22 protein-coding genes are annotated in these 20,476 nt (G+C 63.0%); 12 read left to right on the top strand and 10 right to left on the bottom strand.

The features are described from left to right. Positions 1–19: 19 nt before the first annotated feature. Positions 20–922 carry an EamA family transporter gene (locus ACR0IR_RS07065; RefSeq protein WP_170363327.1) on the top strand — a complete coding sequence of 301 codons (903 nt, stop codon included), beginning with the start codon at positions 20–22 and terminating at the stop codon, positions 920–922. A gap of 59 nt (positions 923–981) precedes the next feature. Here ACR0IR_RS07065 and ACR0IR_RS07060 read toward each other — a convergent pair whose 3' ends face one another. The 3 genes from ACR0IR_RS07060 to ACR0IR_RS07050 form a co-directional block, all read right to left on the bottom strand. Then, positions 982–2,370: a DEAD/DEAH box helicase gene (locus ACR0IR_RS07060; protein ID WP_170363866.1), complete on the bottom strand. Its 1,389-nt coding sequence runs from the start codon at positions 2,368–2,370 to the stop codon at positions 982–984. A 185-nt stretch (positions 2,371–2,555) separates the two neighbouring features. Continuing rightward, on the bottom strand, positions 2,556–3,497 hold the full coding sequence (locus tag ACR0IR_RS07055; RefSeq protein ID WP_170363328.1) for a glycosyltransferase family 2 protein: 942 nt from the start codon (positions 3,495–3,497) through the stop codon (positions 2,556–2,558). Positions 3,498–3,540: 43 nt separating this feature from the next. Then, positions 3,541–5,148, bottom strand: a complete 1,608-nt coding sequence (locus tag ACR0IR_RS07050) for a peptide chain release factor 3 (protein ID WP_170363329.1) — start codon at positions 5,146–5,148, stop codon at positions 3,541–3,543. 109 nt (positions 5,149–5,257) lie between these two features. Between ACR0IR_RS07050 and ACR0IR_RS07045 the strand changes: the two genes are divergently transcribed. From ACR0IR_RS07045 to ACR0IR_RS07015, 7 genes are all read left to right on the top strand, one after another. Further along, on the top strand, positions 5,258–5,620 hold the full coding sequence (locus ACR0IR_RS07045) for a nuclear transport factor 2 family protein (RefSeq protein ID WP_093962268.1): 363 nt from the start codon (positions 5,258–5,260) through the stop codon (positions 5,618–5,620). A gap of 75 nt (positions 5,621–5,695) precedes the next feature. Then, a complete protein-coding gene (locus ACR0IR_RS07040) occupies positions 5,696–6,475 on the top strand; it encodes an SDR family oxidoreductase (RefSeq protein WP_170363330.1) in 780 nt (259 codons plus the stop codon). A 2-nt stretch (positions 6,476–6,477) separates the two neighbouring features. Further along, complete coding sequence (locus ACR0IR_RS07035; protein ID WP_170363867.1) at positions 6,478–7,590, top strand: hypothetical protein; 1,113 nt, start codon at positions 6,478–6,480, stop codon at positions 7,588–7,590. Positions 7,591–7,676: 86 nt separating this feature from the next. After that, the gene (locus tag ACR0IR_RS07030) at positions 7,677–8,762 is read left to right on the top strand and encodes an ABC transporter ATP-binding protein (RefSeq protein WP_170338320.1); all 1,086 of its coding nucleotides are present in this window, start codon (positions 7,677–7,679) and stop codon (positions 8,760–8,762) included. Positions 8,763–8,885: 123 nt separating this feature from the next. Continuing rightward, a complete protein-coding gene (surE, locus tag ACR0IR_RS07025) occupies positions 8,886–9,668 on the top strand; it encodes a 5'/3'-nucleotidase SurE (RefSeq protein WP_170363331.1) in 783 nt (260 codons plus the stop codon). Next, a complete protein-coding gene (locus ACR0IR_RS07020) occupies positions 9,665–10,315 on the top strand; it encodes a protein-L-isoaspartate(D-aspartate) O-methyltransferase (RefSeq protein ID WP_170338827.1) in 651 nt (216 codons plus the stop codon). The genes surE and ACR0IR_RS07020 overlap by 4 nt, the downstream gene beginning before the upstream one ends. A 63-nt stretch (positions 10,316–10,378) precedes the next feature. Next, positions 10,379–11,530 (top strand): M23 family metallopeptidase, encoded by a 1,152-nt coding sequence (locus ACR0IR_RS07015; RefSeq protein ID WP_170338325.1) that lies wholly within the window; start codon positions 10,379–10,381, stop codon positions 11,528–11,530. Positions 11,531–11,574: 44 nt separating this feature from the next. Here the strand turns inward: ACR0IR_RS07015 and ACR0IR_RS07010 are convergent, their stop codons facing one another. Together ACR0IR_RS07010 and ACR0IR_RS07005 are read right to left on the bottom strand one after the other, a co-directional pair. After that, a complete protein-coding gene (locus ACR0IR_RS07010) occupies positions 11,575–12,246 on the bottom strand; it encodes a helix-turn-helix transcriptional regulator (RefSeq protein WP_170363332.1) in 672 nt (223 codons plus the stop codon). A 21-nt stretch (positions 12,247–12,267) separates the two neighbouring features. Further along, complete coding sequence (locus ACR0IR_RS07005) at positions 12,268–12,573, bottom strand: hypothetical protein (RefSeq protein ID WP_170363333.1); 306 nt, start codon at positions 12,571–12,573, stop codon at positions 12,268–12,270. 219 nt (positions 12,574–12,792) lie between these two features. On the opposite strand from ACR0IR_RS07005, the gene ACR0IR_RS07000 reads away from it, so the two are divergent. From ACR0IR_RS07000 to ACR0IR_RS06985, 4 genes are all read left to right on the top strand, one after another. After that, the gene (locus ACR0IR_RS07000) at positions 12,793–13,008 is read left to right on the top strand and encodes a twin-arginine translocase TatA/TatE family subunit (protein WP_170338833.1); all 216 of its coding nucleotides are present in this window, start codon (positions 12,793–12,795) and stop codon (positions 13,006–13,008) included. A 6-nt stretch (positions 13,009–13,014) separates the two neighbouring features. Next, complete coding sequence (gene tatB, locus ACR0IR_RS06995) at positions 13,015–13,473, top strand: Sec-independent protein translocase protein TatB (protein ID WP_170338835.1); 459 nt, start codon at positions 13,015–13,017, stop codon at positions 13,471–13,473. Then, a complete protein-coding gene (gene tatC, locus ACR0IR_RS06990) occupies positions 13,470–14,351 on the top strand; it encodes a twin-arginine translocase subunit TatC (protein ID WP_170363334.1) in 882 nt (293 codons plus the stop codon). The genes tatB and tatC overlap by 4 nt, the downstream gene beginning before the upstream one ends. Positions 14,352–14,466: 115 nt before the next feature. Continuing rightward, on the top strand, positions 14,467–15,309 hold the full coding sequence (locus ACR0IR_RS06985; protein WP_170363335.1) for an ATP-binding protein: 843 nt from the start codon (positions 14,467–14,469) through the stop codon (positions 15,307–15,309). A 57-nt stretch (positions 15,310–15,366) separates the two neighbouring features. Here ACR0IR_RS06985 and ACR0IR_RS06980 read toward each other — a convergent pair whose 3' ends face one another. The 5 genes from ACR0IR_RS06980 to radA all read right to left on the bottom strand — a co-directional run bounded on the left by ACR0IR_RS06980 (position 15,367) and on the right by radA (position 20,420). Further along, a complete protein-coding gene (locus tag ACR0IR_RS06980) occupies positions 15,367–16,014 on the bottom strand; it encodes an SDR family NAD(P)-dependent oxidoreductase (protein WP_170363336.1) in 648 nt (215 codons plus the stop codon). A gap of 42 nt (positions 16,015–16,056) precedes the next feature. After that, positions 16,057–16,305, bottom strand: a complete 249-nt coding sequence (locus ACR0IR_RS06975) for a hypothetical protein (RefSeq protein WP_093962257.1) — start codon at positions 16,303–16,305, stop codon at positions 16,057–16,059. A 184-nt stretch (positions 16,306–16,489) separates the two neighbouring features. Further along, positions 16,490–17,950 (bottom strand): amidophosphoribosyltransferase, encoded by a 1,461-nt coding sequence (purF, locus tag ACR0IR_RS06970; protein WP_170363337.1) that lies wholly within the window; start codon positions 17,948–17,950, stop codon positions 16,490–16,492. 495 nt (positions 17,951–18,445) lie between these two features. Next, positions 18,446–19,015, bottom strand: coding sequence for a CvpA family protein (locus tag ACR0IR_RS06965; RefSeq protein WP_093962256.1), 570 nt, complete (start codon positions 19,013–19,015; stop codon positions 18,446–18,448). Between the two features lie 40 nt (positions 19,016–19,055). Further along, positions 19,056–20,420 carry a DNA repair protein RadA gene (radA, locus tag ACR0IR_RS06960; protein WP_170338845.1) on the bottom strand — a complete coding sequence of 455 codons (1,365 nt, stop codon included), beginning with the start codon at positions 20,418–20,420 and terminating at the stop codon, positions 19,056–19,058. Positions 20,421–20,476: the final 56 nt, after the last annotated feature.

Genomic DNA, 20,476 nt, shown 5'->3' with positions numbered 1-20,476 from the left:
TGACGACAGAAGGGAAGCCATGAGTTTGTGGATTCCCGTAACCTTGGCCGCCGCCACCTTTCAGACGGTGCGCTTCATGCTGCAGAAATCGCTGAGCAGCGTGAAGCTGTCGGCGACCGGCGCGACCTTTGCGCGCTTTGCCTACTCGATGCCTCTGGTGTTGTTGGGGTTGGTGGTGGCGATGCGGCTCAGCGGTCTGCCGCTGCCTGCGCTGCCGCCTCTGTTCTGGCTCTATGCCGCCATCGGTGGGGTGTCCCAGATCCTCGCCACGATCTGCGTCGTGGCGCTGTTCAAACAGCGCAACTTTGCCGTCGGCATCACCTTCAAGAAAACCGAGGTGATCCAGACCGCAATCGTCGGTTTCGTCGTGCTGGGTGACCAGGTTTCTGCCGGTGCGTTCGGGGCCATCCTGCTGGGGCTTCTGGCGGTTCTGCTGTTGTCGAAAACGCCGGGCGGCAGTGGGGCGTGGTGGCGTCACCTGACGAACCGGGCCTCGCAACTGGGGTTGGGATCGGGCGTCTTGTTCGCCTTTTCTGCGGTCAGCTATCGCGGCGCGTCGCTGCAACTGGGCGATGGCGAGGCCTGGTTTCGGGCGCTGGTGACGCTGGCGGTCGTGGTCTCGATCCAGTTCCTGTCGATGGCGCTGTGGCTGGTTTGGCGCGACCGGGCCGAGCTGCGCGCGGTGTGGGACACGCGGCGCACCGGTATCTTCGTCGGGCTGACCAGTCTGGGCGGGTCGTTCTGCTGGTTCTGGGCCTTCAGCCTGCAGAACGCGGCCTACGTCAAGGCGCTGGGGCAGGTTGAGCTGATTTTCAGCCTCATGGCCTCGGTTCTGGTGTTCCGCGAGACGGTGACCCGGCGCGAGATTGCGGGGATGGTCCTGCTGGGGCTGTCGATCCTGATTCTGGTCGCCGCGATCTGAGATGCAAAAAAGGCGCGCGGAGGTCCGTGCGCCTTTTGATCTTTTGCTGTGCCGGCGGGTCAGCCCGCGCGGCGTTCGTCAAAGCTGAGTGCGATGAAGCTGGGCAGGTGATCGCCCATGCCGACGACGGCTGGACCGCCATCGTCGCGACGTCCGCGGCCTTTGCCACGTTTTTCCTTAGCAGGTTTGTCGTTCGACGCAGCGTCCTTGGCGGGTTTTTCCTTCTTGCCCTCGTCCTTGCGGGTCGAGGCGCGCGATTTCTTTTCGGGCTTTTTGTCCTCGGCCTCGGCCGGTTCGGCCTGAACCGGGTTGTCCAGACGCGGGATTTCCTTCTGGATCAGCTTCTCGATTGCATCCAGCGCCTTTTCATCGCGGGCCGAGCAGATGGTGATCGCCTTGCCCTCGCGCCCGGCGCGGCCAGTGCGGCCGATGCGGTGCACATAGTCCTCGGGGTGGCTGGGCACGTCGAAGTTGAACACATGGCTGACCGACGGAATGTCGAGCCCGCGCGCGGCCACGTCAGACGCCACCAGCAAACGCACCGAGCCGTCGCGGAACCCGTCCAGTGTCTTCATCCGCTGCGACTGGTCCAGATCACCGTGGATCGGCGCGGCGTTGTAGCCGTATTTCTTGAGCGATTTCGCGGTGATGTCCACATCGGTCTTGCGGTTGCAGAAGATGATGGCGTTGGTGCATTTGTCACCTTCGGCATCGATCAGCGCGCGCAGGACCTTGCGTTTGGTGCTGCCCTCGCGGTCGCGGCGGCCGCCTTTGACCATCACGACACCCTGTTCGATGGTCTCGGACGCGGTGGCCTGACGGGCCACTTCGATCCGGGCCGGGGCCGACAGGAACGTGTCGGTGATCCGCTCGATCTCGGGCGCCATGGTGGCCGAGAAAAACAGCGTCTGCCGGGTAAAGGGCGTCAGCGAGAAGATGCGTTCGATATCGGGAATGAACCCCATGTCCAGCATCCGGTCAGCCTCGTCCACGACCATGATCTGTACGCCGGTCAGCAGCAGCTTGCCACGTTCGAAATGGTCCAGCAGACGGCCGGGCGTGGCGATCAGCACGTCCACGCCGCGGTCGATCAGAGCATCCTGTTCCTTGAAGCTGACGCCGCCGATCAGCAGCGCCTTGGTCAGCTTCAGATGCTTGGTATAGGTGTCGAAGTTTTCGGCCACCTGCGCCGCCAGTTCCCGCGTCGGGCACAGCACCAGCGAACGCGGCATCCGCGCCCGCGCACGACCGCGCGCCAACAGGGTGATCATGGGCAAGACGAAACTGGCCGTCTTGCCGGTTCCGGTTTGGGCGATGCCCAGAACGTCACGTCCCTCCAAGGCTGGCGGGATGGCGCCTTTCTGGATCGGGGTCGGGGTTTCGTAGCCGGCTTCCTCAATAGCTTTGAGGACCTTGGGGTTCAGGTTCAGATCGTTGAATTTCGTCATGTATGTCCGGTTCATGCGGACACTGACCTGGCCCGCGCGTATGAAAAATGCCGGGCCCGGATGGCCATGCGCACCATGCGCGTTTCGGCTTGGATGCGGACATAACAAAAAGGTGTGGCAGGGTCAAATGAAGACAGTTTCATCTATACCGCTACATCGCGTCACTGGCGATTTCGTGCAACAATTCAGCAGCTTCCGGGAAAGTGTTTCTTCAGCTTTTCCTCAAGATCAAGCGGTCGGTGCTTGATGAGGCCCCGTTCCTGCAGGCGCGCGCGAACCTGCGGGTCGGTGGCGCTGAGTTCGTCAAAGAACTTGCGCAGACCTTGCTCGCCTTCTTCGGCTTCGATCCAACTGAGCAGTTCGTTCATGTTCAACCCGCCCCGATCGCGATGTACGTTCGGAGCCATGCCGGGCTGGTACGAGCCGCGTTCCAGTCGAAACCGATAGTGTGACCACCAATGCTCCCAATCCGGGGCGTGGCGGTGGCACAGGTCGATCTGCGGCATCTCGGTCTTGCAGGGCAAGATGACCTTGTTCTGAAACAGATTGTGGATGCGATAATTGAGGTTCTCCATCCCCGCGCGCACGAACAGCTTGCCCTGTACGTGGCTCAGAAAGCCGCCCAGAACGAAAGCGCCGTAGTTTGGATAGATCGTCTCGACAAGCGCTTCGCGTTCGGGGCCCTGGGGGATGAACGCTTTGTAGAGATCGTCGCCGCAGGCCAGGGCCTCGATCGGACGAACCCGAACCGCGTGCACCGTTTCGGGCACTTCGCCCAGCAAGTCTGCGATGGGGGCCGTGGGCCACAGGAACTCGTCCACATCGATATGCGCCAGCCAATCGAGATCGGTGTGGCGATAGGTAAAGGTCGCATGAACGGTCTGGCGGACCTGGTGGCGCTCGGGCTTGTCCCGTTTGCGCGCCGCCCAGAACGCATCGTCGCAGATGCGGGCGGTCACCTTGGTGTGGCGGCGCAGGGCGCGAAAAGCCCGCCGGTTGGGCTCATCAAGGTAGAGGTAGAGGTGATCCGCGCCCAAATCCAGGTGGTAGGCCGCAAAACTCAGAATGTCGCGGGCCGATCCACGCACCGTCGAGACGATGCCCCAGCTCGGCCCTGCTGCGGTCATGCGATGACGGCCTCTGTTGCTTTGGCGGGGGGCGGGGTCAGCATCACGTCATCATTTCCTTGGTCGCGGTAAGCGTCAGTTTGGGATAGTCGCGCACCACGCGGTCGATGTCCCATTGCAGGCGGGTCAGATAGACGATGTCGCCGTCGTGATCGTGGGCAATGTGCTGCTTGTTCGCATTGACGAACTTCTCGACCTCGGCCTTGTCGCCCGACACCCAGCGCGCACTGGTGAATTGCGAGGCCTCGAACCGAACCGGCAGACCGTATTCCAGCTCGATCCGGCTGGCCAGCACTTCGAACTGCAGCGCGCCCACCACGCCGACGATAAAGCCCGAGCCGATCGAGGGTTTGAACACCTTGGCCGCGCCTTCCTCGGCAAACTGCATCAGCGCCTTTTCCAGGTGCTTGGCCTTCATCGGATCGCCCGCGCGCACGCCCTGCAACAGCTCGGGCGCGAAGGACGGGATGCCGGTCACGCGGATCGCCTCGCCCTCGGTCAAGGTGTCGCCGATGCGCAGCTGGCCGTGGTTGGGGATGCCGATGATATCGCCGGCCCAGGCCTCGTCGGCCAGTTCCCGGTCGGATGCGAGGAACAGCACCGGGTTCGTGATCGCCATGGGCTTCTTGCTGCGCACATGGGTCAGCTTCATGCCGCGCTTGAAGTGGCCACTGGCCATGCGCACAAAGGCCACCCGGTCGCGGTGCTTGGGGTCCATGTTGGCCTGCACCTTGAAGACAAAGCCCGCCACCTTTTTCTCGTCTGGCGAAATCTGGCGCGGTTCGGCCGATTGCACCTGCGGTTGCGGGCCATATTGGCCGATCCCCTCCATCAGTTCCTTGACGCCGAACGAGTTGATCGCCGAGCCGAACCAGATCGGGGTCATGTGGCCTTCCAGAACCGCCTGAGGGTCCAGCGCGGGCAGCAATTCGCGCGCCATCTCGACCTCTTCCAGCAGCTTGTCCAGCAATTCGGCGGGCACATGCTCGGCCAGTTTGGGGTCGTCCAGCCCGTTGATCTCGATGCTTTCAGCCACTTTGTTGCGGTCGGCGCGGTCCATCAGTTCCAACCGGTCACGCAGCATGTCATAGCAGCCGATGAAATCGCGCCCCACGCCGATGGGCCAGCTGGCCGGGGTCACGTCGATGGCCAGCATTTCCTGGATCTCGTCGATGATCTCGAACGTATCGCGACTCTCGCGGTCCATCTTGTTACAGAAGGTCAGGATTGGCAGGTCGCGCAGGCGGCAGACCTCGAACAGCTTCTGCGTCTGGCTTTCAACGCCCTTGGCCCCGTCGATCACCATGACCGCGGCGTCAACTGCGGTCAGCGTGCGATAGGTGTCCTCGGAAAAGTCCGAGTGGCCGGGCGTGTCCACCAGGTTGAACCGGTAGGGGCCATAGTCAAACGACATAGCCGAGGCCGAGACCGAGATCCCCCGGTCCTTTTCCATTTGCATGAAGTCCGAGCGCGTACGCCGTGCCTCGCCCTTGGCGCGCACCTGTCCGGCCATCTGGATAGCACCCCCATACAGAAGGAACTTTTCGGTCAGGGTCGTCTTGCCCGCATCCGGGTGCGAGATGATGGCAAAGGTCCGGCGCCGTGCGATCTCGGGCGGCAGGGTGGGTTGGTTCGAGGCGGTATCAAGCATGAAGGCGCGTATAGGCGGGGAATCCTGCCGAGGCAAGACAAAGGGGGTGGTTCGAATCGGGTGGATATGCCAATAAGAACATATAGTGAACAAATAATGGAGTGGATCAATGAATTTGAAAGAAATCGCCCAGGAACTGGTGGCGGGTTGCCGCGAAAACCGCGCCAAGGAGAATCTGGACAAGTTGTATGCAGCCGATGCCGTCTCGGTCGAGGCGATGGACATGCAGGGCATGGGCCGCGAGACCCACGGCATCGAGGGCATCCGCGGCAAGCATGATTGGTGGGAAAGCGCGCACGAGGTCTCGGGCGCGTCGGTCAGCGACCCGTTCCTGCATGGTGAAAACAGCTTTGCCGTGATTTTTGAAGTGCAGGGCAAGGTGAAGGAAAGCGGTGAAGCTTTCGACATGCGCGAGGTCGGCGTCTATCACGTGGTCAACGGCAAGATCGTGCGGGAAGAGTTCTTCTACTGATTTGCCGACGCCAATCTGGTCTTCCCTGTCTGGCCGGTGCTAGACATGCGGGTAACAAATGACAGGGGGGATCACATGGATCTGGGACTACAAGGAAAACGCGCGCTGGTCTGTGCCAGCAGCAAGGGCTTGGGGCTGGGCTGCGCCGAGGCGCTGGCCGCCGAGGGTGTCGATTTGGTGATGAACGCACGTGGGCCTGACGCGCTGGAGGCGCAGGCCGACCGGTTGCGCGCCGATTACGGTGTCGAGGTGCAGACGGTCGCCTGCGACGTGACCACGCCCGAAGGCCAGGCGCAGGTGATCGAGGCCGCGCAGGGCGTTGATATCCTTGTGACAAACGCCGGTGGTCCGCCGCCGGGCCTGTGGTCCGACTGGGATCGCGACGATTTCATCAAGGCGCTGGATGCCAACATGCTGACGCCGATCGCCTTCATGAAGGCGCTTTTGCCGTCGATGATGGACAAGGGTTGGGGCCGGGTGGTGAACATCACCTCGCAATCCGTGCGGGCGCCGATCGCGGTACTGGGCCTGTCGAACGCGGCGCGCACCGGGCTGACCGGCTATGTGGCCGGAACGGCGCGGCAGGTGGCGCCCTACGGCGTGACCATCAACAACCTGTTGCCCGGCATTCATGCCACCGACCGGGCGGACTCGCTGGATGCCGGGGTTTCGGCACAGAAGGGCATCTCGCTGGACGAGGCAAGGGCCGAGCGCGCGGCCACGATTCCGGCGCGGCGCTATGGCACGCGGCAGGAATTCGGCGCGACCTGCGCGTTTCTGTGCTCGCAACATGCCGGGTTCATCGTGGGGCAGAACATCCTGCTGGATGGTGGCGCAACCAACCTGACGATGTGATCGTGGCGCAGGGGTTTTCGCTGAAGGATCAGCTGTTCAACGCGGAAAAGACCCGTTACCTTGCCGGCCTGTTCACGCAGGCCGACGCCGGGTTTGACGGCGACGCATTCGTGGCGCGGGTCATGTCGCGCCTGCCGGAGCTGGAGCTGAAGCAGCGGATCGCGTGGATTGCCGATTGTTTGCAGACGGCCTTTCCCGGCGCGCTGCCCGACGTGGCACCGGTGATCCTGCGCGCCTTGCCGCCGCCTCTGGACCCATCCCTGAGCGATGACGATTTCGGTGACTTCATCTTTGCCCCATTGGGCGAGTGGGTGGCGCAGGTCGGCGCGGACCACCCCGACCTGGCGCTGGATGTCCTTGCAGAGATCACTCAGCGATTTTCGATGGAATGGGCGATCCGGCCCTTTCTGAACAGCCATCCCGATCTGGTGTTGGACCGGATGCAGGACTGGTGCGGGCATTCCAGCTATCACGTCCGGCGACTGGTCCCCGAAGGCACGCGCCCGCGTCTGCCCTGGGGGCAGGCGGTCGGGCTGGACCTGTCTGACCCGCTGCCGCTGCTGGATCGGTTGCACTCGGATCCGACGCGCTATGTCACGCGGTCGGTGGCGAACCATCTCAACGACATCACCAAGAAAGACCCCGACCTGGCATTGAACCGCCTGAAGGCGTGGCGCGCCTCGGGCGCGCAGGAGGCCGACGAGATGCGGTGGATCACCGCACATGCGCTGCGCGGGTTGGTCAAGTCCGGCCACGGCGGGGCCATGGCGCTGCTGGGCTATGATCCCGACGCACCGCTGGAGGTGGATGTTGCGGTGATTGGCGACGCCCGCATCGGCGGGGTTCTGGAGTTCGCCGTCTCGGTTTCAGGCCCCGATGACCAACCGGTCTTGATTGACTATGTTGTGCATTTTCAGCGGCCTGGAGGGAAAATCTCACCCAAGGTTCACAAGCTCAAGCAAGCCAATCTGTCAGATGGCCACCTGCGGCTGAGCAAGCGGCACAAGCTCAAGGGCGACGCCACCACGTTTCGGCTGGTGCCGGGGCCGCATCGGCTTGAGATTCAGGTCAACGGCAAGGTCCGCTCGGGTGTGCCGTTCGAGCTGCTGGCCTAGCGCCTCTCTTGCGCCCGATGGGCGGGGTTGTTATCCCGGCGCAAGCCCGATGAAATTGATCGGGAAAAGGCAATTGGGGTCCGTCGGTGGCAATCAACACAGCTCCTCCGCGATTGGAAATCCGCAATCTGGTCTGCCGGTTCGGCGGGCGCACGGTGGTGGATGATGTCTCGCTGACCGTTCAGGCGGGGCAGGTGACCTGTCTGCTGGGCCCGTCGGGTTGCGGCAAATCCACTACGTTGCGGATGATTGCCGGCGTCGAAATGCAGGACTCAGGCGAAATCTACGTCGATGGCAAGTTGGTCTGTGACACGGTGTTCAGGGTGCCGCCGGAACGTCGCGAGATCGGACTGATGTTCCAGGATTTCGCATTGTTTCCTCACCTCAGCGTGGCCGACAACGTGGCTTTTGGCCTGAAAGGGGCCAAAGAGCAAAAACGGGAACGTGTCGAAGAGTTGCTGAGAAAGGTCGACCTGATCCGCCATATCGACGGGTTTCCGCATCAACTGTCAGGGGGCGAGCAGCAGCGGGTCGCGCTGGCCCGAGCGTTGGCACCGCGGCCGCGGATCATGTTGATGGACGAGCCGTTCTCGGGCCTCGACAATCGTCTGCGCGACGGCATCCGCGACGAGACCCTCGCCATCCTCAAGGAAGAGGACGCCGCAGTGCTGCTGGTCACGCACGAGCCCGAAGAGGCGATGCGCATGGCCGATGAGATCGCACTGATGCGCCGCGGCAAAATCGTGCAGCAGGGCGCGCCCTACAATGTCTACACCCGACCCGTAGACAAGGCTGCCGTGGCATTTTTTAGTGATGTCAATGTGTTGCAGTCCCAGGTGAATGGAGCATTGGCGCAAACGCCATTTGGCCAATTCCTGGCGCCGGGTGTCCCCGATGGCACGGACGTCGAAATCGTTTTCCGCCCTCAGCATGTGCGGCTGGACTTTGATCGCAATGGCAAGGGACCGCTGCCGACGGCGACCGATGGCGTTGCGGCCCGCGGCGTAGTCGAGCGCGCTCGCTTTCTGGGCAACGAAAGCCTGATCGAGTTTCGGATGGACTATGACGGCTCGATCCTCAAGGCGACCGTCCCGAACGTGTTCGTGCCCAATCCGGGCCGGGTGATGTGGTTGACCATCCGGCGGGATCGCTGCTTCGTTTTTCCAGCCTAGACGCCGCAACCGGTCGATTTCCCGGCGAGTGGTGCGCGAATGCCGCAGAATGCACCGGGGCATCGCTTGCCGCATCCTTTGGGGCCGTCTATCAAGGGCGAAACGTGGGGGCACAGGCAGGCAATGCGCATACTTCTGACAAATGACGACGGGATCAACGCCCCGGGCCTGATCGCGCTCGAGGCGATTGCCGCGGATGTGGCCGGCCCAGATGGTGAGGTCTGGATCGTGGCTCCGGCTTTCGAACAGTCAGGGGTCGGGCATTGCATCAGCTATACCCATCCCATGATGGTGGCCAAACTGGGCGAGCGTCGTTACGCGGCCGAAGGGTCGCCGGCCGACTGCGTACTGGCCGGGCTTCATGACGTGATGAAGGACGCGCGACCTGATCTGGTTCTTTCAGGCGTGAACCGGGGCAACAATTCGGCCGAGAACACTTTGTATTCGGGCACGATCGGCGGCGCGATGGAGGCCGCACTTCAGGGCATTCCGGCGATCGCCTTGTCGCAGTACTTTGGCCCGCGCAATCTTGGGCTGGAAGAACCGTTCGAGGCCGCCACACGGTTCGGAGCGGACCTGGTACGACGCATCCTTGAGGCCGATCCGCCCGCGCAGGAAGACTACCGCCTGTTTTACAACGTGAATTTCCCTCCGGTGCCTGCCGATGAAGTTCTTGGTACCCGCGTCGTGCGTCAGGGATTCCGACGCGACACGCATTTTGGGGTGGAACCGCACAGCTCGCCCTCGGGCCGCCGTTTCCTGTGGATCAAGGGAGGCTATCAGCACAACCCGACGGCTCCGGGAACGGATGCTGCGGCGAACCTGGACGGCTATATCTCGGTCACGCCGATGCGGGCCGACCTGACCGCCGATGATGCGCTGGAGGCGTTGAAGACGATCGAATGACCGGACTGGACCCCGAAACCAAGATGCAGTTCCTGTTCGCCCTGCGGTCTCGCGGGGTGACGGATGCGCGTGTTCTGGACGCGATGGAGCAGATCGACCGCGGCAAGTTCGTGCGCGGCCTGTTCGCCGAGCGTGCCTACGAGGACACGCCGCTGCCGATTGCATGCGGCCAGACGATCAGCCAGCCCTCGGTCGTGGGTCTGATGACGCAGGCGCTGCAGGTCACGCCGCGCGACAAGGTGCTCGAGGTGGGGACGGGTTCGGGGTATCAGGCTGCAGTGCTGTCCAAGCTGGCGCGGCGGGTCTACACCGTGGAACGCCACAAGCGTCTGGTACGCGAAACCGGTGAGCTGTTTCGCGAGTTGGGTCTGACGAATATCACGGCGATGCTGTCGGATGGATCTTTCGGGTTGCCCGAACAGGCTCCTTTTGACCGCATCATCGTCACCGCCGCAGCCGAGGACCCGCCGGGCCCGCTCTTGGCGCAGCTCAAAATCGGCGGTATCATGGTCTTGCCCGTTGGGCAGTCGGATGCGGTTCAGACCCTGATACGGGTCACCAGAACCGAGACCGGGCTGGAATATGACGAACTGTTGCCTGTTCGGTTCGTGCCCTTGCTGGAAGGGCTTGGAAAGGACGAGGCGTAACGTAGGTTTAGGAATTGGGCGCCAGAACCCCGGCAAACAGGGGCAGGTGTTGAGGACAGTGATATGAGAGCAGTTTCCAAGTCAGTCTTGGGTCGTGGAACAACGGCGATGGTTGCCGCGCTGGTGCTTGCCGGTTGCGAAGGCCCGTTGGATTACGACCTGCGCGGTCAGGTCGGCGGTTTTTCGACCACTCCGGCCGCACAATCAGCCACCACGAACCGACCGGCGCCGGACAGCCGTGGCGTGATCACCTATCCGACATATCAGGTTGCCGTCGCGCAACGGGGTGACAACGTCGCCGCCGTGGCTGCGCGGGTCGGTCTGCCCGAGGCCGAGCTGGCCCGGTTCAACGGTCTCAAGCCCACCGACCAGCTGCGCGAGGGCGAGGTGCTGGCCTTGCCACGGTCCGTCGGCGCCGGAGCGGGGAACGTCGATATCGCCTCGATTGCCACGACCGCAATTGATCAGGCGCCGGACACGGGCGGCGTGCGGGTCACGAACCTTGAGCCGGCCAAACCGGCGCCCGTCACCTCGACGGACGAGCCGATCCGGCACAAGGTCAAGCGGGGTGAGACGGCCTATACCATTTCGCGCCTGTATCAGGTTCCGGTCGATGCGCTGGCTGAATGGAACGGTTTGGGTTCGGACTTCGCCGTGCGCGAAGGGCAGTTTCTGCTGATCCCCGTCAAGAATCAGGCTGCACCGCGCCAAGCTGCCGCCGCAGCGCCCACGGCGACCACTGAACCGGGGCAGGGATCGCCCACCCCGACGCCGCCCAGTGCAACGCAGCCGCTGCCGGACGAAAAAGTTGCGCCGTTGACGCCCGCTCCGGACGTGACGGCCGAGGCCCCGACGAATTCAAGCTCGTCAGCCTTGGCTCTGCCGGTAACTGGCAAGATCATTCGCCCGTATGCCAAGGGCAAGAACGAAGGGATCGACATCGCCGGTTCGCCCGGTGCATCGGTCAAGGCGGCTGAAGCCGGTACCGTGGCGGCCATTACGGCGGATGCGGATCAGATCCCGATCATCGTCGTCAAGCACACTAACGATTTGCTGACAGTCTACGCGAATGTCGAGAACATCTCGGTCAAGAAAGGCGACCGGGTCAGCCGCGGCCAGAGCATTGCCAAGTTGCGCGGGGGTGAGAACGCCTATGTGCACTTCGAGGTACGCAAAGGGTTCGAGTCCGTCGACCCCGAAACCTATCTGCGCTGAGGGTCTGAGCGCCGTTTCCAAGTGGCCTTGGGTGAAAAACGGGATCAGGCGGTCGGGTTGTAGTCAGCCAGCCGCTTTCCGGGTTCGTCCGCAAATATCTCGGGCAGCGGTGTGACGCTTTCGATCAGGTCGATGCGGAACACGCGGAAGGCGTCGCGCAGTTCGCACCAGGCGGTCAGGGTCCAGACCCGGCCCCAGTATTCCATGTGCAGGGGGCGGATCGTGCGTTCGGTCAGAGTGCCGTCGATGCGCCGGTAGGTCAGCCGCAGTTTCTGGCGCGATTTGATGGCCGCCCGGATCGGCGCCATATGCGCCAGCCCGCGGGCGGCATCGGCAAAGGGGTAGACGGCGAATTTCCACGCATCCGCCTCGGCCACCACCTGGGTGGGCAGTACCGCGTCGATCTTGGCGGCCAGCGACTCGGCGGCGGCTTTCAGGTCGGGGTCGGCGGCCTCGGCCACGATCGCCATGCCGAGGTTCAGGGCCTCAAGCTCGGCCGGGGTGAGGTTCAGCGGGGGCAGGGTGATCTGCTCGCGCACCATGTATCCCACGCCGCGTTCACCCTCGACCGGGACGCCCGACGCCACCAGCGTGTCCATGTCGCGATAGATGGTGCGGACCGAAACCTCGAGCCGGTCCGCGATGTCCTGCGCGCGGTGCAGTTTGCCGTCGCGCAGGATCTGGATGATGTCGAACAGGCGGTCAGTGCGGCGCATGACACGCCGTCCGGACCGCGATCAGGCGGTCATGTTCCATAGCACTTTCTCGTGACGCATCTGGATGCTTGCGGGGTCGATGGCCGCCATCAGACCGGCGGCAAAATCCTGTTGGGGGAACTGCACGGCGGCGTCCTTTGCGGCCTTCATGTCGGTCCAGATGACATAATCGGTCCAGCGGCCATCCTCGCCCTGGCTCAGCTGGCGGTGGGCAAAGCCCGGGGCCGCGCGCACGAAGGCCTCGGTCGTCTGGCTGAGCCTGACGAACTCTTCCGGTGTGGTGCCATCAGCGAGGGTGAAGGTGACGATTTCAGCAACATGGGTCATGTGAGTCTCCGTTGACCAGGTTTCGATGCCCTGTTCCTAGCCGCCCACAACTGACATAAACCTGTCAGTTGGAAATTGCCAGCCCTCAAAAACCACGTGAGCAGCGCGGATTTGAACGCGGATTTGACTTGCGTCACTTTTTTCGACGGCCTGGTGGGCGTAGACAGGCTTCCAGATCACATTCCCGGCGCGATGCGCCGACGTAGAAGGAGAAGAGACATGCTCAACAATATCGGCCTTCCCGGCCTGCTGCTGATCGCCGTCGTGGTGCTGGTGCTGTTCGGCCGCGGCAAGATCAGCTCGTTGATGGGTGAAGTGGGCAAGGGCATCACCGCATTCAAGAAAGGCGTCAAGGACGGTACCGAAGAGATCGAACAGGACGCGTCCGAGCTGGCCAAGGATGTCACGCCCGAGTCCGACAAAGACAAGGTCTAATCGCCCATGTTTGATCTGGGCTGGACCGAACTTCTGGTCATCGGCATCGTTGCCCTGATCGTCGTGGGGCCCAAGGACCTGCCGGTTCTGTTCCGCAATGTCGGACGGTTCGTCGGCAAGGCCCGCGGTATGGCGCGCGAGTTCTCAAGCGCCATGAACGAGGCGGCCGACCAGGCGGGCGTGAACGACATAAAGAAAGGTCTGGACGCGGCCACCAACCCGGTGGGCAGTGCGATGGACGGCGTCAAGCAGGCGGCCCAGGACATGGCCAAGAGCATGGACCCGACCAAGTTCGACCCCGACAGCGAAACCGGCAAACTGGCCGCTGAGCGCGCCGAGCAGGCCAAGAAGATCCAGGCCTCGACCGCCCGTGCCGCTGCCGAGCGCAAAGCGAAAGAAGCCGCCGAGGCCCTGGCCAAGGCCGAAGAGGCCGAAGCCGCGCTGAAAACCGAAGGCAAGTCATGAGCAAGACCGACGAGATCGAAGATACCTCGGCCCCCCTGATCGAACATCTGGCCGAGCTGCGCACGCGGCTGATCCACAGCGTCGTGGCATTTTTGATCGGTATGATCATCTGTTTCACGGTAGCCACGCCGATCTTCAACTTTCTGACCCAGCCCCTGTGCGATGTTCTGTCCGAGCGCGGACAGGACTGCGACCTGATCTTCATTTCGCCGCAGGAGGGCTTCTTCGTGGCGATCAAAGTCTCGCTCTTGGGTGGGTTCATTCTGGCCTTTCCGTATATCGGTATGCAGATGTGGCGGTTCGTGGCGCCGGGGCTCTATCGATCCGAGAAGAACGCCTTCCTGCCGTTCCTGCTGGCCTCGCCCTTCATGTTCCTGCTGGGCGCGAGCTTTGCCTTTTACGTGGTCACGCCGCTGGCCTATGACTTCTTCCTTGGGTTCCAGCAATTCGGGGCCGAGGGCGAGGCCTTGGCAGATGGCGCCACCGCGCCGCTGAGCGTGGTGTTCCAGGGATCGGCGCAGGAATATCTGAACCTGACGATCAAGTTCATCGTGGCCTTTGGCCTGTGTTTCCAGTTGCCGGTTCTGCTGACCCTGATGGGCAAGGCCGGGCTGGTCAGCGCCGAAGGTTTGGGCGCGGTGCGCAAATATGCCGTGGTGGGCATTCTGGTCCTGGCCGCCATCGTGACCCCGCCGGACGTGATCACCCAAATCATCCTGTTCGTTGTGGTCTATGGCCTGTACGAGATTTCGATCTTCCTGGTGGCCCGGGTCGAGAGAAAGCGCGAAGAACAGCTGCGGGCCGAAGGCTACTATGACGATGAAGAAGCCGCCGATGATGCGATGAAGGACGAGTTTGACGCAGAAGACGGCAAATAAACTTGAGCAGTAAATGGGGAAGGGCGTGCCTTGGCGGGTGCGCCCTTTCTTCATGCGGGTCTTGTTGGCGGCCCGTGAACGTGGTTGAAATCGGCCGCAAGACTTCGGAGGACCCATGGACGACCAAGCCCTGAACCGCATCGCCGACGCCTTGGAGCGCATGGCCCCGGCGCCGTTGGCCGCGCCTGATTTCTCGGCCGCCCCCGCCTTTGTCTGGCACATCGGGCCCGACCGGCTGGAGCCGGTGCACCATGTCAACCGCGTCGATCTGGATCTGCTGGTGGGCATCAACCGGTCGCGCGATACGCTGCTGGACAACACGCGCCGCTTCGCCGCCGGGTACAAGGCCAACAACGCGCTGCTGTGGGGTGCCCGCGGCATGGGCAAGTCCAGTCTGGTCAAGGCGGTGCATGGGACCCTTCAGCCCGAGTTTCCCGACCTGAAATTGGTCGAGCTGCAGCGCGAGGACATGGGCTCGGTCGCGCGGCTGCTGAACCACCTGCGCGCCGCACCTTACCGGTTCATCCTGTTCTGCGATGACCTGTCGTTCAGCCATGACGACCAGCACTACAAGTCGCTGAAGGCCGTGTTGGATGGCGGGATCGAGGGCCGGCCCGAAAACGTGGTGTTCTATGCCACGTCAAACCGCCGCCACCTGATGCCGCGCGACATGATCGAGAACGAACGCTCGAGCGCGATCAACCCGTCCGAGGCGGTCGAGGAAAAGGTTTCGCTGTCCGACCGGTTCGGCCTGTGGCTGGGGTTCCACCCCTGCGATCAGGACGAATACCTTGCTATGATCGACCGGTATTGCGCGGCTTATGGCGTCAGCGTCGATGCCGACGTTCTGCGGGCCGAGGCGATCGAATGGCAAGCCACGCGCGGCGCACGTTCGGGCCGCGTGGCGTGGCAGTTCTTTGTCGATCTGGCGGGCCGGAAGGGCGTTCACATCGAATGAAAACGGCGCCCGCTTGGGGCGCCGCAACATCTTTCTCGTCGATCTGACCGAAAGGTCTCAGCCCAGCATGGACAGCAGGCGCGCTGCCTCGTCCGAGGGGCTGGCCAGCTTCGAACGGTCCTCACCGGGGAAGAAACGCGCGCGCAGGGCTGTGGCAATCGGCTGGGGCTGCAACACGTGAACCTTCGGCCCGGTGCGCACGGTTTCGGCGGCCCAGCTGCGCGCCATGGCGATCTGCGCGGCCTTGGTTGCGCCGTAGGTGGCGCAGAACTTCTCGCCGGCACGCGGGTCGTCAAAGAACACGGCCTGTCCAGCCTCGCCCAGCAAGGGCGCGACATAGGGGATCAGCACCGAAGTTGCCGAGGCGTTCACGTCCACGGACTTTTGCCAATCCTTGGGGTCGATGAAATTTGCGGGCGTCAGCGGTGCGGTGTGGATGGCCGTATGCAGCCACAGATCCAGCTTGCCCCAGCGGTCATGGATGCCCCGGCACAGCGTGGCCATGGCATTGGGGTCGGCGATGTCCATCGGCGCCAGGGTGGCCGCGCCCCCTTTGGCCTTGATGCGGTCATCCAGGTCTTCCAGCCCGCCGGTGGTACGGGCAACGGCGACGATGTGATACTCGGGCGCCAGCGCCTCGGCCAGAGCGGCACCAAGGCCGCGTGATGCGCCGGTGACAAGTGCGATTTTGGTCTGATCGGTCATGCGCGGGGTTTGAACCCAAGCGCGCAGCCCGTCAAGCCCGGATCAGCTTCCGGGGATGGCGATGCGCTGGGTCCGGCCGCTTTGTCGCAGCATGATGCCGTCTTTGTCGATGGCCACGATCGTGCCCGAACCAAACCGGCTGCCTGTCTTGACCTCTTTCACCCGTCCAGACGATGAGCGCATCAGGGCGCGCATGTCGTTCTGCGGGCCAAAGACGCCCAGGACGGTCGTACCATTCTTGCTGAGCGCGCCCTTTTGGGTGGCCGCGCTGTCGACTCTGGGATTTGCCATGTAAACTGGCCGGCCCGGTGGCCCGGCCTCCGTGTGATTGCGTGAGTGAGCAGCCGGTCGGCTAGCAGAGCCAAAGGGGAAGGAAAAGCCGGTGCAGCAGGTTTCGGCCATGTTTCGCCACGCTGATCCGGCCCATGAAAAAAGGGGCCCTGCGGCCCCTTTGAGAAGTCTCTGAATTCCGGCCTTATTCGGCCGCCGGTTGCATCTTGAACCCTTGTTCAACCATGTCCGCCGGAGTGACGGGATACTCGCCCGAGAAGCATGCATCGCAGTATTGCGGGCAGTCCTTGCTGCGGCCCTGCGATTCGCCGACCGCCCGGTACAGCCCGTCCAGCGAGATGAACTTGAGGCTGTCGACCGCCAGATGCTGGGTCATTTCTTCCTCGGTCATCGTGGCGGCCAGCAGCTTTTCGCGCTGTGGCGTATCCACGCCATAGAAACAGGGCCAGGCCGTGGGCGGCGAGGCGATGCGGAAATGCACCTCTTTCGCGCCGGCATCCAGGATCATTTCCTTGATCTTGCGGCTGGTCGTACCGCGCACCACCGAGTCGTCGACCAGTATCACCCGCTTGCCCTCGATCAGGGCGCGGTTCACGTTCAGCTTGAGCCGCACGCCCATGTTGCGGATCTGTTCGGTGGGTTCGATGAAGGTGCGGCCCATGTATTGGTTGCGGATGATACCCATCGCATAGGGGATGCCCGACTCAAGCGAGTACCCAATCGCCGCGGGCGTGCCGCTGTCTGGCACGGGGCAGACCAGATCCGCGTCCACGGGGCTTTCCTTGGCCAGCTCGCGCCCGATGGCTTCGCGTGTCTCATAGACCGAGCGTCCGCCCAGAATCGAGTCTGGGCGCGAGAAGTAGACATGCTCGAAGATACAGAATTTGCTGGGTTGCCGGCGGAACGGGAAGTGGCTTTCAACACCGTTCTGGGCATTGATCACCACCATTTCTCCGGGCTCGATCTCGCGCAGGAATTCGGCACCGATGATGTCCAGGGCACAAGTTTCCGAAGCAAGACACCAGCCATCGCCGATCTTTCCCAAGACCAGCGGGCGCACGCCCAACGGGTCGCGGACGCCGATCAGCTTGGTGCGGGTCATGGCGACCACCGAGAATGCACCCTCGACCCGGCGCAGCGCGTCCTCCATCCGTTCGGGGATGTTGCGCTGTAGCGAGCGGGCCATCAGGTGGATGATGCATTCGCTGTCGGACGAACTCTGGAAGATCGAGCCGCGCTCGATCAGCTCGCGCCGCAGGGCATTGGCGTTCGTGATGTTGCCATTGTGCGCAATCGCCGCGCCGCCCATCGAAAACTCGCCGAAGAACGGCTGTACGTCACGGATAGCGGTCTGGCCCTTGGACCCGGCCGTGGAATAGCGCACATGGCCGATCCCGATCGGCCCGGGCAGGCTTTCCATCACGTCGGACGAGGTGAAATTGTCGCGTACATAGCCAAATCGACGGGCCGAGTTGAAGCCGAGTTCAGGATCATGGGTGACGATCCCGCCGGCTTCCTGCCCGCGGTGCTGCAGGGCATGCAGACCAAGAGCAACGAAATTGGCGGCATCCTTGACGCCGACGACCCCGAAAATCCCGCATTCCTCGCGGAGCTTGTCATCATCGAACGGGTGGGCGGGGGGCATCTGCGGGCTATGCAAGACAGGCAGCTCCGATTCCATGGCGAGTTGGCCCTCACATAATGCCTAATGCCCCCCATGTCACCAAAGGATCATAATTCGTTTTGCCGCAGGCCGGGTTTCTGGTTTGATGGGGCCGCGAACATGAGTGTTTCCCGTGTTTTGAACGCGCTGCGTGGAATCATGCCGGCAGCATTTGACCGAGGGCAAAACAACTATGTGGCAGGGACGACCGAGCCAGAAAAAGGACGAACACGTCAAACGCCGGTGCCATCGATGCCGCGGAATGGGACGTGCACCTTGCCAGATATGCAATGGCAAGGGCGAAGTCCTGAAGGGCCGAGATCAATTGGGCAAGCCGCAGTTCAGCCGGTGTGACGGATGCTTTGGCCTGAAAACCAACCGCTGCTCGGTTTGTGGGGGCGAAGGGTTCGTCTGACCCTCTGACAAAAAAAGCCCGGCTGGCAGCCGGGCTGGTTCGTTTTGCTTGGCTGGCGGCTGTTACTGGCCCTGCGAATCCGCGGTGCAGGATGCAACAAGCTCTTCGTACTGGGTGGTCACCCAACCCAGGGCGGCCTCGGGGTTCTGCTCTTCGATCCTGTCGCTGAACTGCTCAAACACCTTGGCCGAGCGGCTTTCGTCGACGATCGTGTAGGACTGGCCGGTCATCACGGTGTCGTAGACAAAGAAGGCGATGGCAACCAGCAGAATGCCGCGGGCAATGCCGAAGAAGAAACCCAGCGCCTGATCCAGCCCACCCAGCGCCGAGCGCTGTACCAGGGACGAGAACAACGGAGTGAAGATGCTGACCACGATCAGCGCAATGGCAAACACCGCGGCAAAGCCCGTAATCACCGACAATTCGCAGCTGTCACGCAAGAAGTCTCCGACCACAGGGATTTCCTTGACCAGCGGCACGGCTTGCGGTGCAAAGATGAAGGCCAGAACTGCGGCGGCGACCCAACCTGCAATGGCCATGACCTCGCGCATGAAGCCGCGCGAATAGGCCAGAATCCCCGACAGCACGATGATCAGGGCAACGAGCCCGTCAATTATTGTAAAACCTTCCATGGCCCTCGCCTGTTCTTTTTCTGCCCCTCGAGGCGCGACTTTAACCTGCTCCGAAGGTTTCGCCAACAAACCCGACCAAATCAGAGGGTCGGGTGAGTGTCAGACCTGCCACAGTACCGGTTTTGCCGCCTGCCGGAGCAATTGCTGCTGTGAAACCAAGTTTTTGCGCTTCTTTCAACCTGTTTTCGGTCTGCGGCGCTGGTCTAAGTGCCCCGGATAGCGAGATTTCTCCGAAAACCACGGTGTCGGCGGGCAGGGCGGTGTCTTCGCGCGCGCTCAGCAGGGCGGCGGCCACGGCAAGGTCAGCTGCGGGCTCGCTGATCTTCAGCCCCCCGGCCACGTTCAGATAGACGTCGAGCCCCGCAAAAGGGATGCCGCAGCGCGCTTCGAGCACGGCGAGGATCATCGCGAGCCGCCCGCTGTCCCAGCCAACGACCGTGCGGCGCGGTTGAGAATGGGGCGAGGGGGCGACCAGCGCCTGCAGTTCGACCAGAACCGGCCGCGTGCCCTCGATGCCTGCGAAAACCGCCGAGCCGGGGCTGGGTGTGCCGCGTTCCGACAGAAACAGGGCCGAGGGGTTGGTGACCTGCGCCAGACCCTTGCCCGTCATCTCAAACACGCCGATCTCGTCGGCGGGGCCAAAGCGGTTCTTGACCGCGCGCAGGATACGGAACTGGTGGCCGCGCTCGCCCTCGAAATAGAGGACGGTATCGACCATGTGTTCGACCACGCGGGGGCCGGCGATCTGGCCTTCCTTGGTGACGTGGCCGACCATGATGATGGATACGCCGTGGCGCTTGGCAAAGCTGGTCAGTTCGTGCGCGGCGGCGCGGACCTGACTGACCGATCCCGGTGCGCTGTCGACATTGTCCGCCCACATGGTCTGGATCGAGTCGATGATGGCCAGGCCGGGTTTCTCGGCCTCGAGCGTGGTGAGAATGTCGCGCAGGTTGGTCTCGGCCGCCAGTTGCACCGGCGCGTCCTCGAGCCCCAGACGGCGCGCGCGCATGCGGACCTGCGCGCTGGCTTCTTCGCCCGAGACATAGATGGTTTTCAGCCCCGACCGGGCAAAGCGCGCGGCGGCCTGCAACAGCAGGGTGGATTTGCCGATGCCCGGATCGCCGCCCACCAGCAGGGCCGAGGCCGGGACCAGCCCGCCGCCCAGGACACGGTCCAGCTCTTCGACACCGCAGACTGTGCGGGGGGGCGGGGTCTCCTCGGTGGAGAGGTCCGTCAGGGTGACGGCCTGGCCGCGTTTGCCGCCCAGAGATTTCTTGGCCGGGCCTGCCGACAATGGGGCCTCTTGAACTATGGTGTTCCACTCGCCACAGCCGTCGCAGCGGCCGGACCAGCGGGAATGCGAGGCGCCACAGGCCGAGCAGGTGAAAGTCGTCGTCTTTGCCATGGCGCAATTCGTGCCCGAGCTTGCGCGGTTCTTCAAGCCCTTCCGGTGTTCAATCC

Source organism: Ruegeria sp. CF2, from assembly GCF_056537385.1.
Note: the sequence above shows the minus strand (reverse complement) of the source record. Positions and strands in the feature narration are given on the sequence as shown.

Bases quoted from the DNA above. Each gene is read 5' to 3' on its own strand.
- ACR0IR_RS07055 (WP_170363328.1), bottom strand. From the start codon at position 3,497: ATGACCGCAGCAGGGCCGAGCTGGGGCATCGTCTCGACGGTGCGTGGA.
- ACR0IR_RS06980 (WP_170363336.1), bottom strand. From the start codon at position 16,014: ATGACCGATCAGACCAAAATCGCACTTGTCACCGGCGCATCACGCGGC.
- ACR0IR_RS07005 (WP_170363333.1), bottom strand. From the start codon at position 12,573: ATGACCCATGTTGCTGAAATCGTCACCTTCACCCTCGCTGATGGCACC.
- ACR0IR_RS06965 (WP_093962256.1), bottom strand. From the start codon at position 19,015: ATGGAAGGTTTTACAATAATTGACGGGCTCGTTGCCCTGATCATCGTG.
- surE (WP_170363331.1), top strand. From the start codon at position 8,886: ATGCGCATACTTCTGACAAATGACGACGGGATCAACGCCCCGGGCCTG.
- ACR0IR_RS07040 (WP_170363330.1), top strand. From the start codon at position 5,696: ATGGATCTGGGACTACAAGGAAAACGCGCGCTGGTCTGTGCCAGCAGC.
- ACR0IR_RS07045 (WP_093962268.1), top strand. From the start codon at position 5,258: ATGAATTTGAAAGAAATCGCCCAGGAACTGGTGGCGGGTTGCCGCGAA.
- ACR0IR_RS06975 (WP_093962257.1), bottom strand. From the start codon at position 16,305: ATGGCAAATCCCAGAGTCGACAGCGCGGCCACCCAAAAGGGCGCGCTC.
- ACR0IR_RS07015 (WP_170338325.1), top strand. From the start codon at position 10,379: ATGAGAGCAGTTTCCAAGTCAGTCTTGGGTCGTGGAACAACGGCGATG.
- ACR0IR_RS07065 (WP_170363327.1), top strand. From the start codon at position 20: ATGAGTTTGTGGATTCCCGTAACCTTGGCCGCCGCCACCTTTCAGACG.
- tatB (WP_170338835.1), top strand. From the start codon at position 13,015: ATGTTTGATCTGGGCTGGACCGAACTTCTGGTCATCGGCATCGTTGCC.
- ACR0IR_RS06985 (WP_170363335.1), top strand. From the start codon at position 14,467: ATGGACGACCAAGCCCTGAACCGCATCGCCGACGCCTTGGAGCGCATG.
- ACR0IR_RS07050 (WP_170363329.1), bottom strand. From the start codon at position 5,148: ATGCTTGATACCGCCTCGAACCAACCCACCCTGCCGCCCGAGATCGCA.
- ACR0IR_RS07010 (WP_170363332.1), bottom strand. From the start codon at position 12,246: ATGCGCCGCACTGACCGCCTGTTCGACATCATCCAGATCCTGCGCGAC.
- radA (WP_170338845.1), bottom strand. From the start codon at position 20,420: ATGGCAAAGACGACGACTTTCACCTGCTCGGCCTGTGGCGCCTCGCAT.
- ACR0IR_RS07020 (WP_170338827.1), top strand. From the start codon at position 9,665: ATGACCGGACTGGACCCCGAAACCAAGATGCAGTTCCTGTTCGCCCTG.
- ACR0IR_RS07000 (WP_170338833.1), top strand. From the start codon at position 12,793: ATGCTCAACAATATCGGCCTTCCCGGCCTGCTGCTGATCGCCGTCGTG.
- tatC (WP_170363334.1), top strand. From the start codon at position 13,470: ATGAGCAAGACCGACGAGATCGAAGATACCTCGGCCCCCCTGATCGAA.
- purF (WP_170363337.1), bottom strand. From the start codon at position 17,950: ATGCCCCCCGCCCACCCGTTCGATGATGACAAGCTCCGCGAGGAATGC.
- ACR0IR_RS07060 (WP_170363866.1), bottom strand. From the start codon at position 2,370: ATGACGAAATTCAACGATCTGAACCTGAACCCCAAGGTCCTCAAAGCT.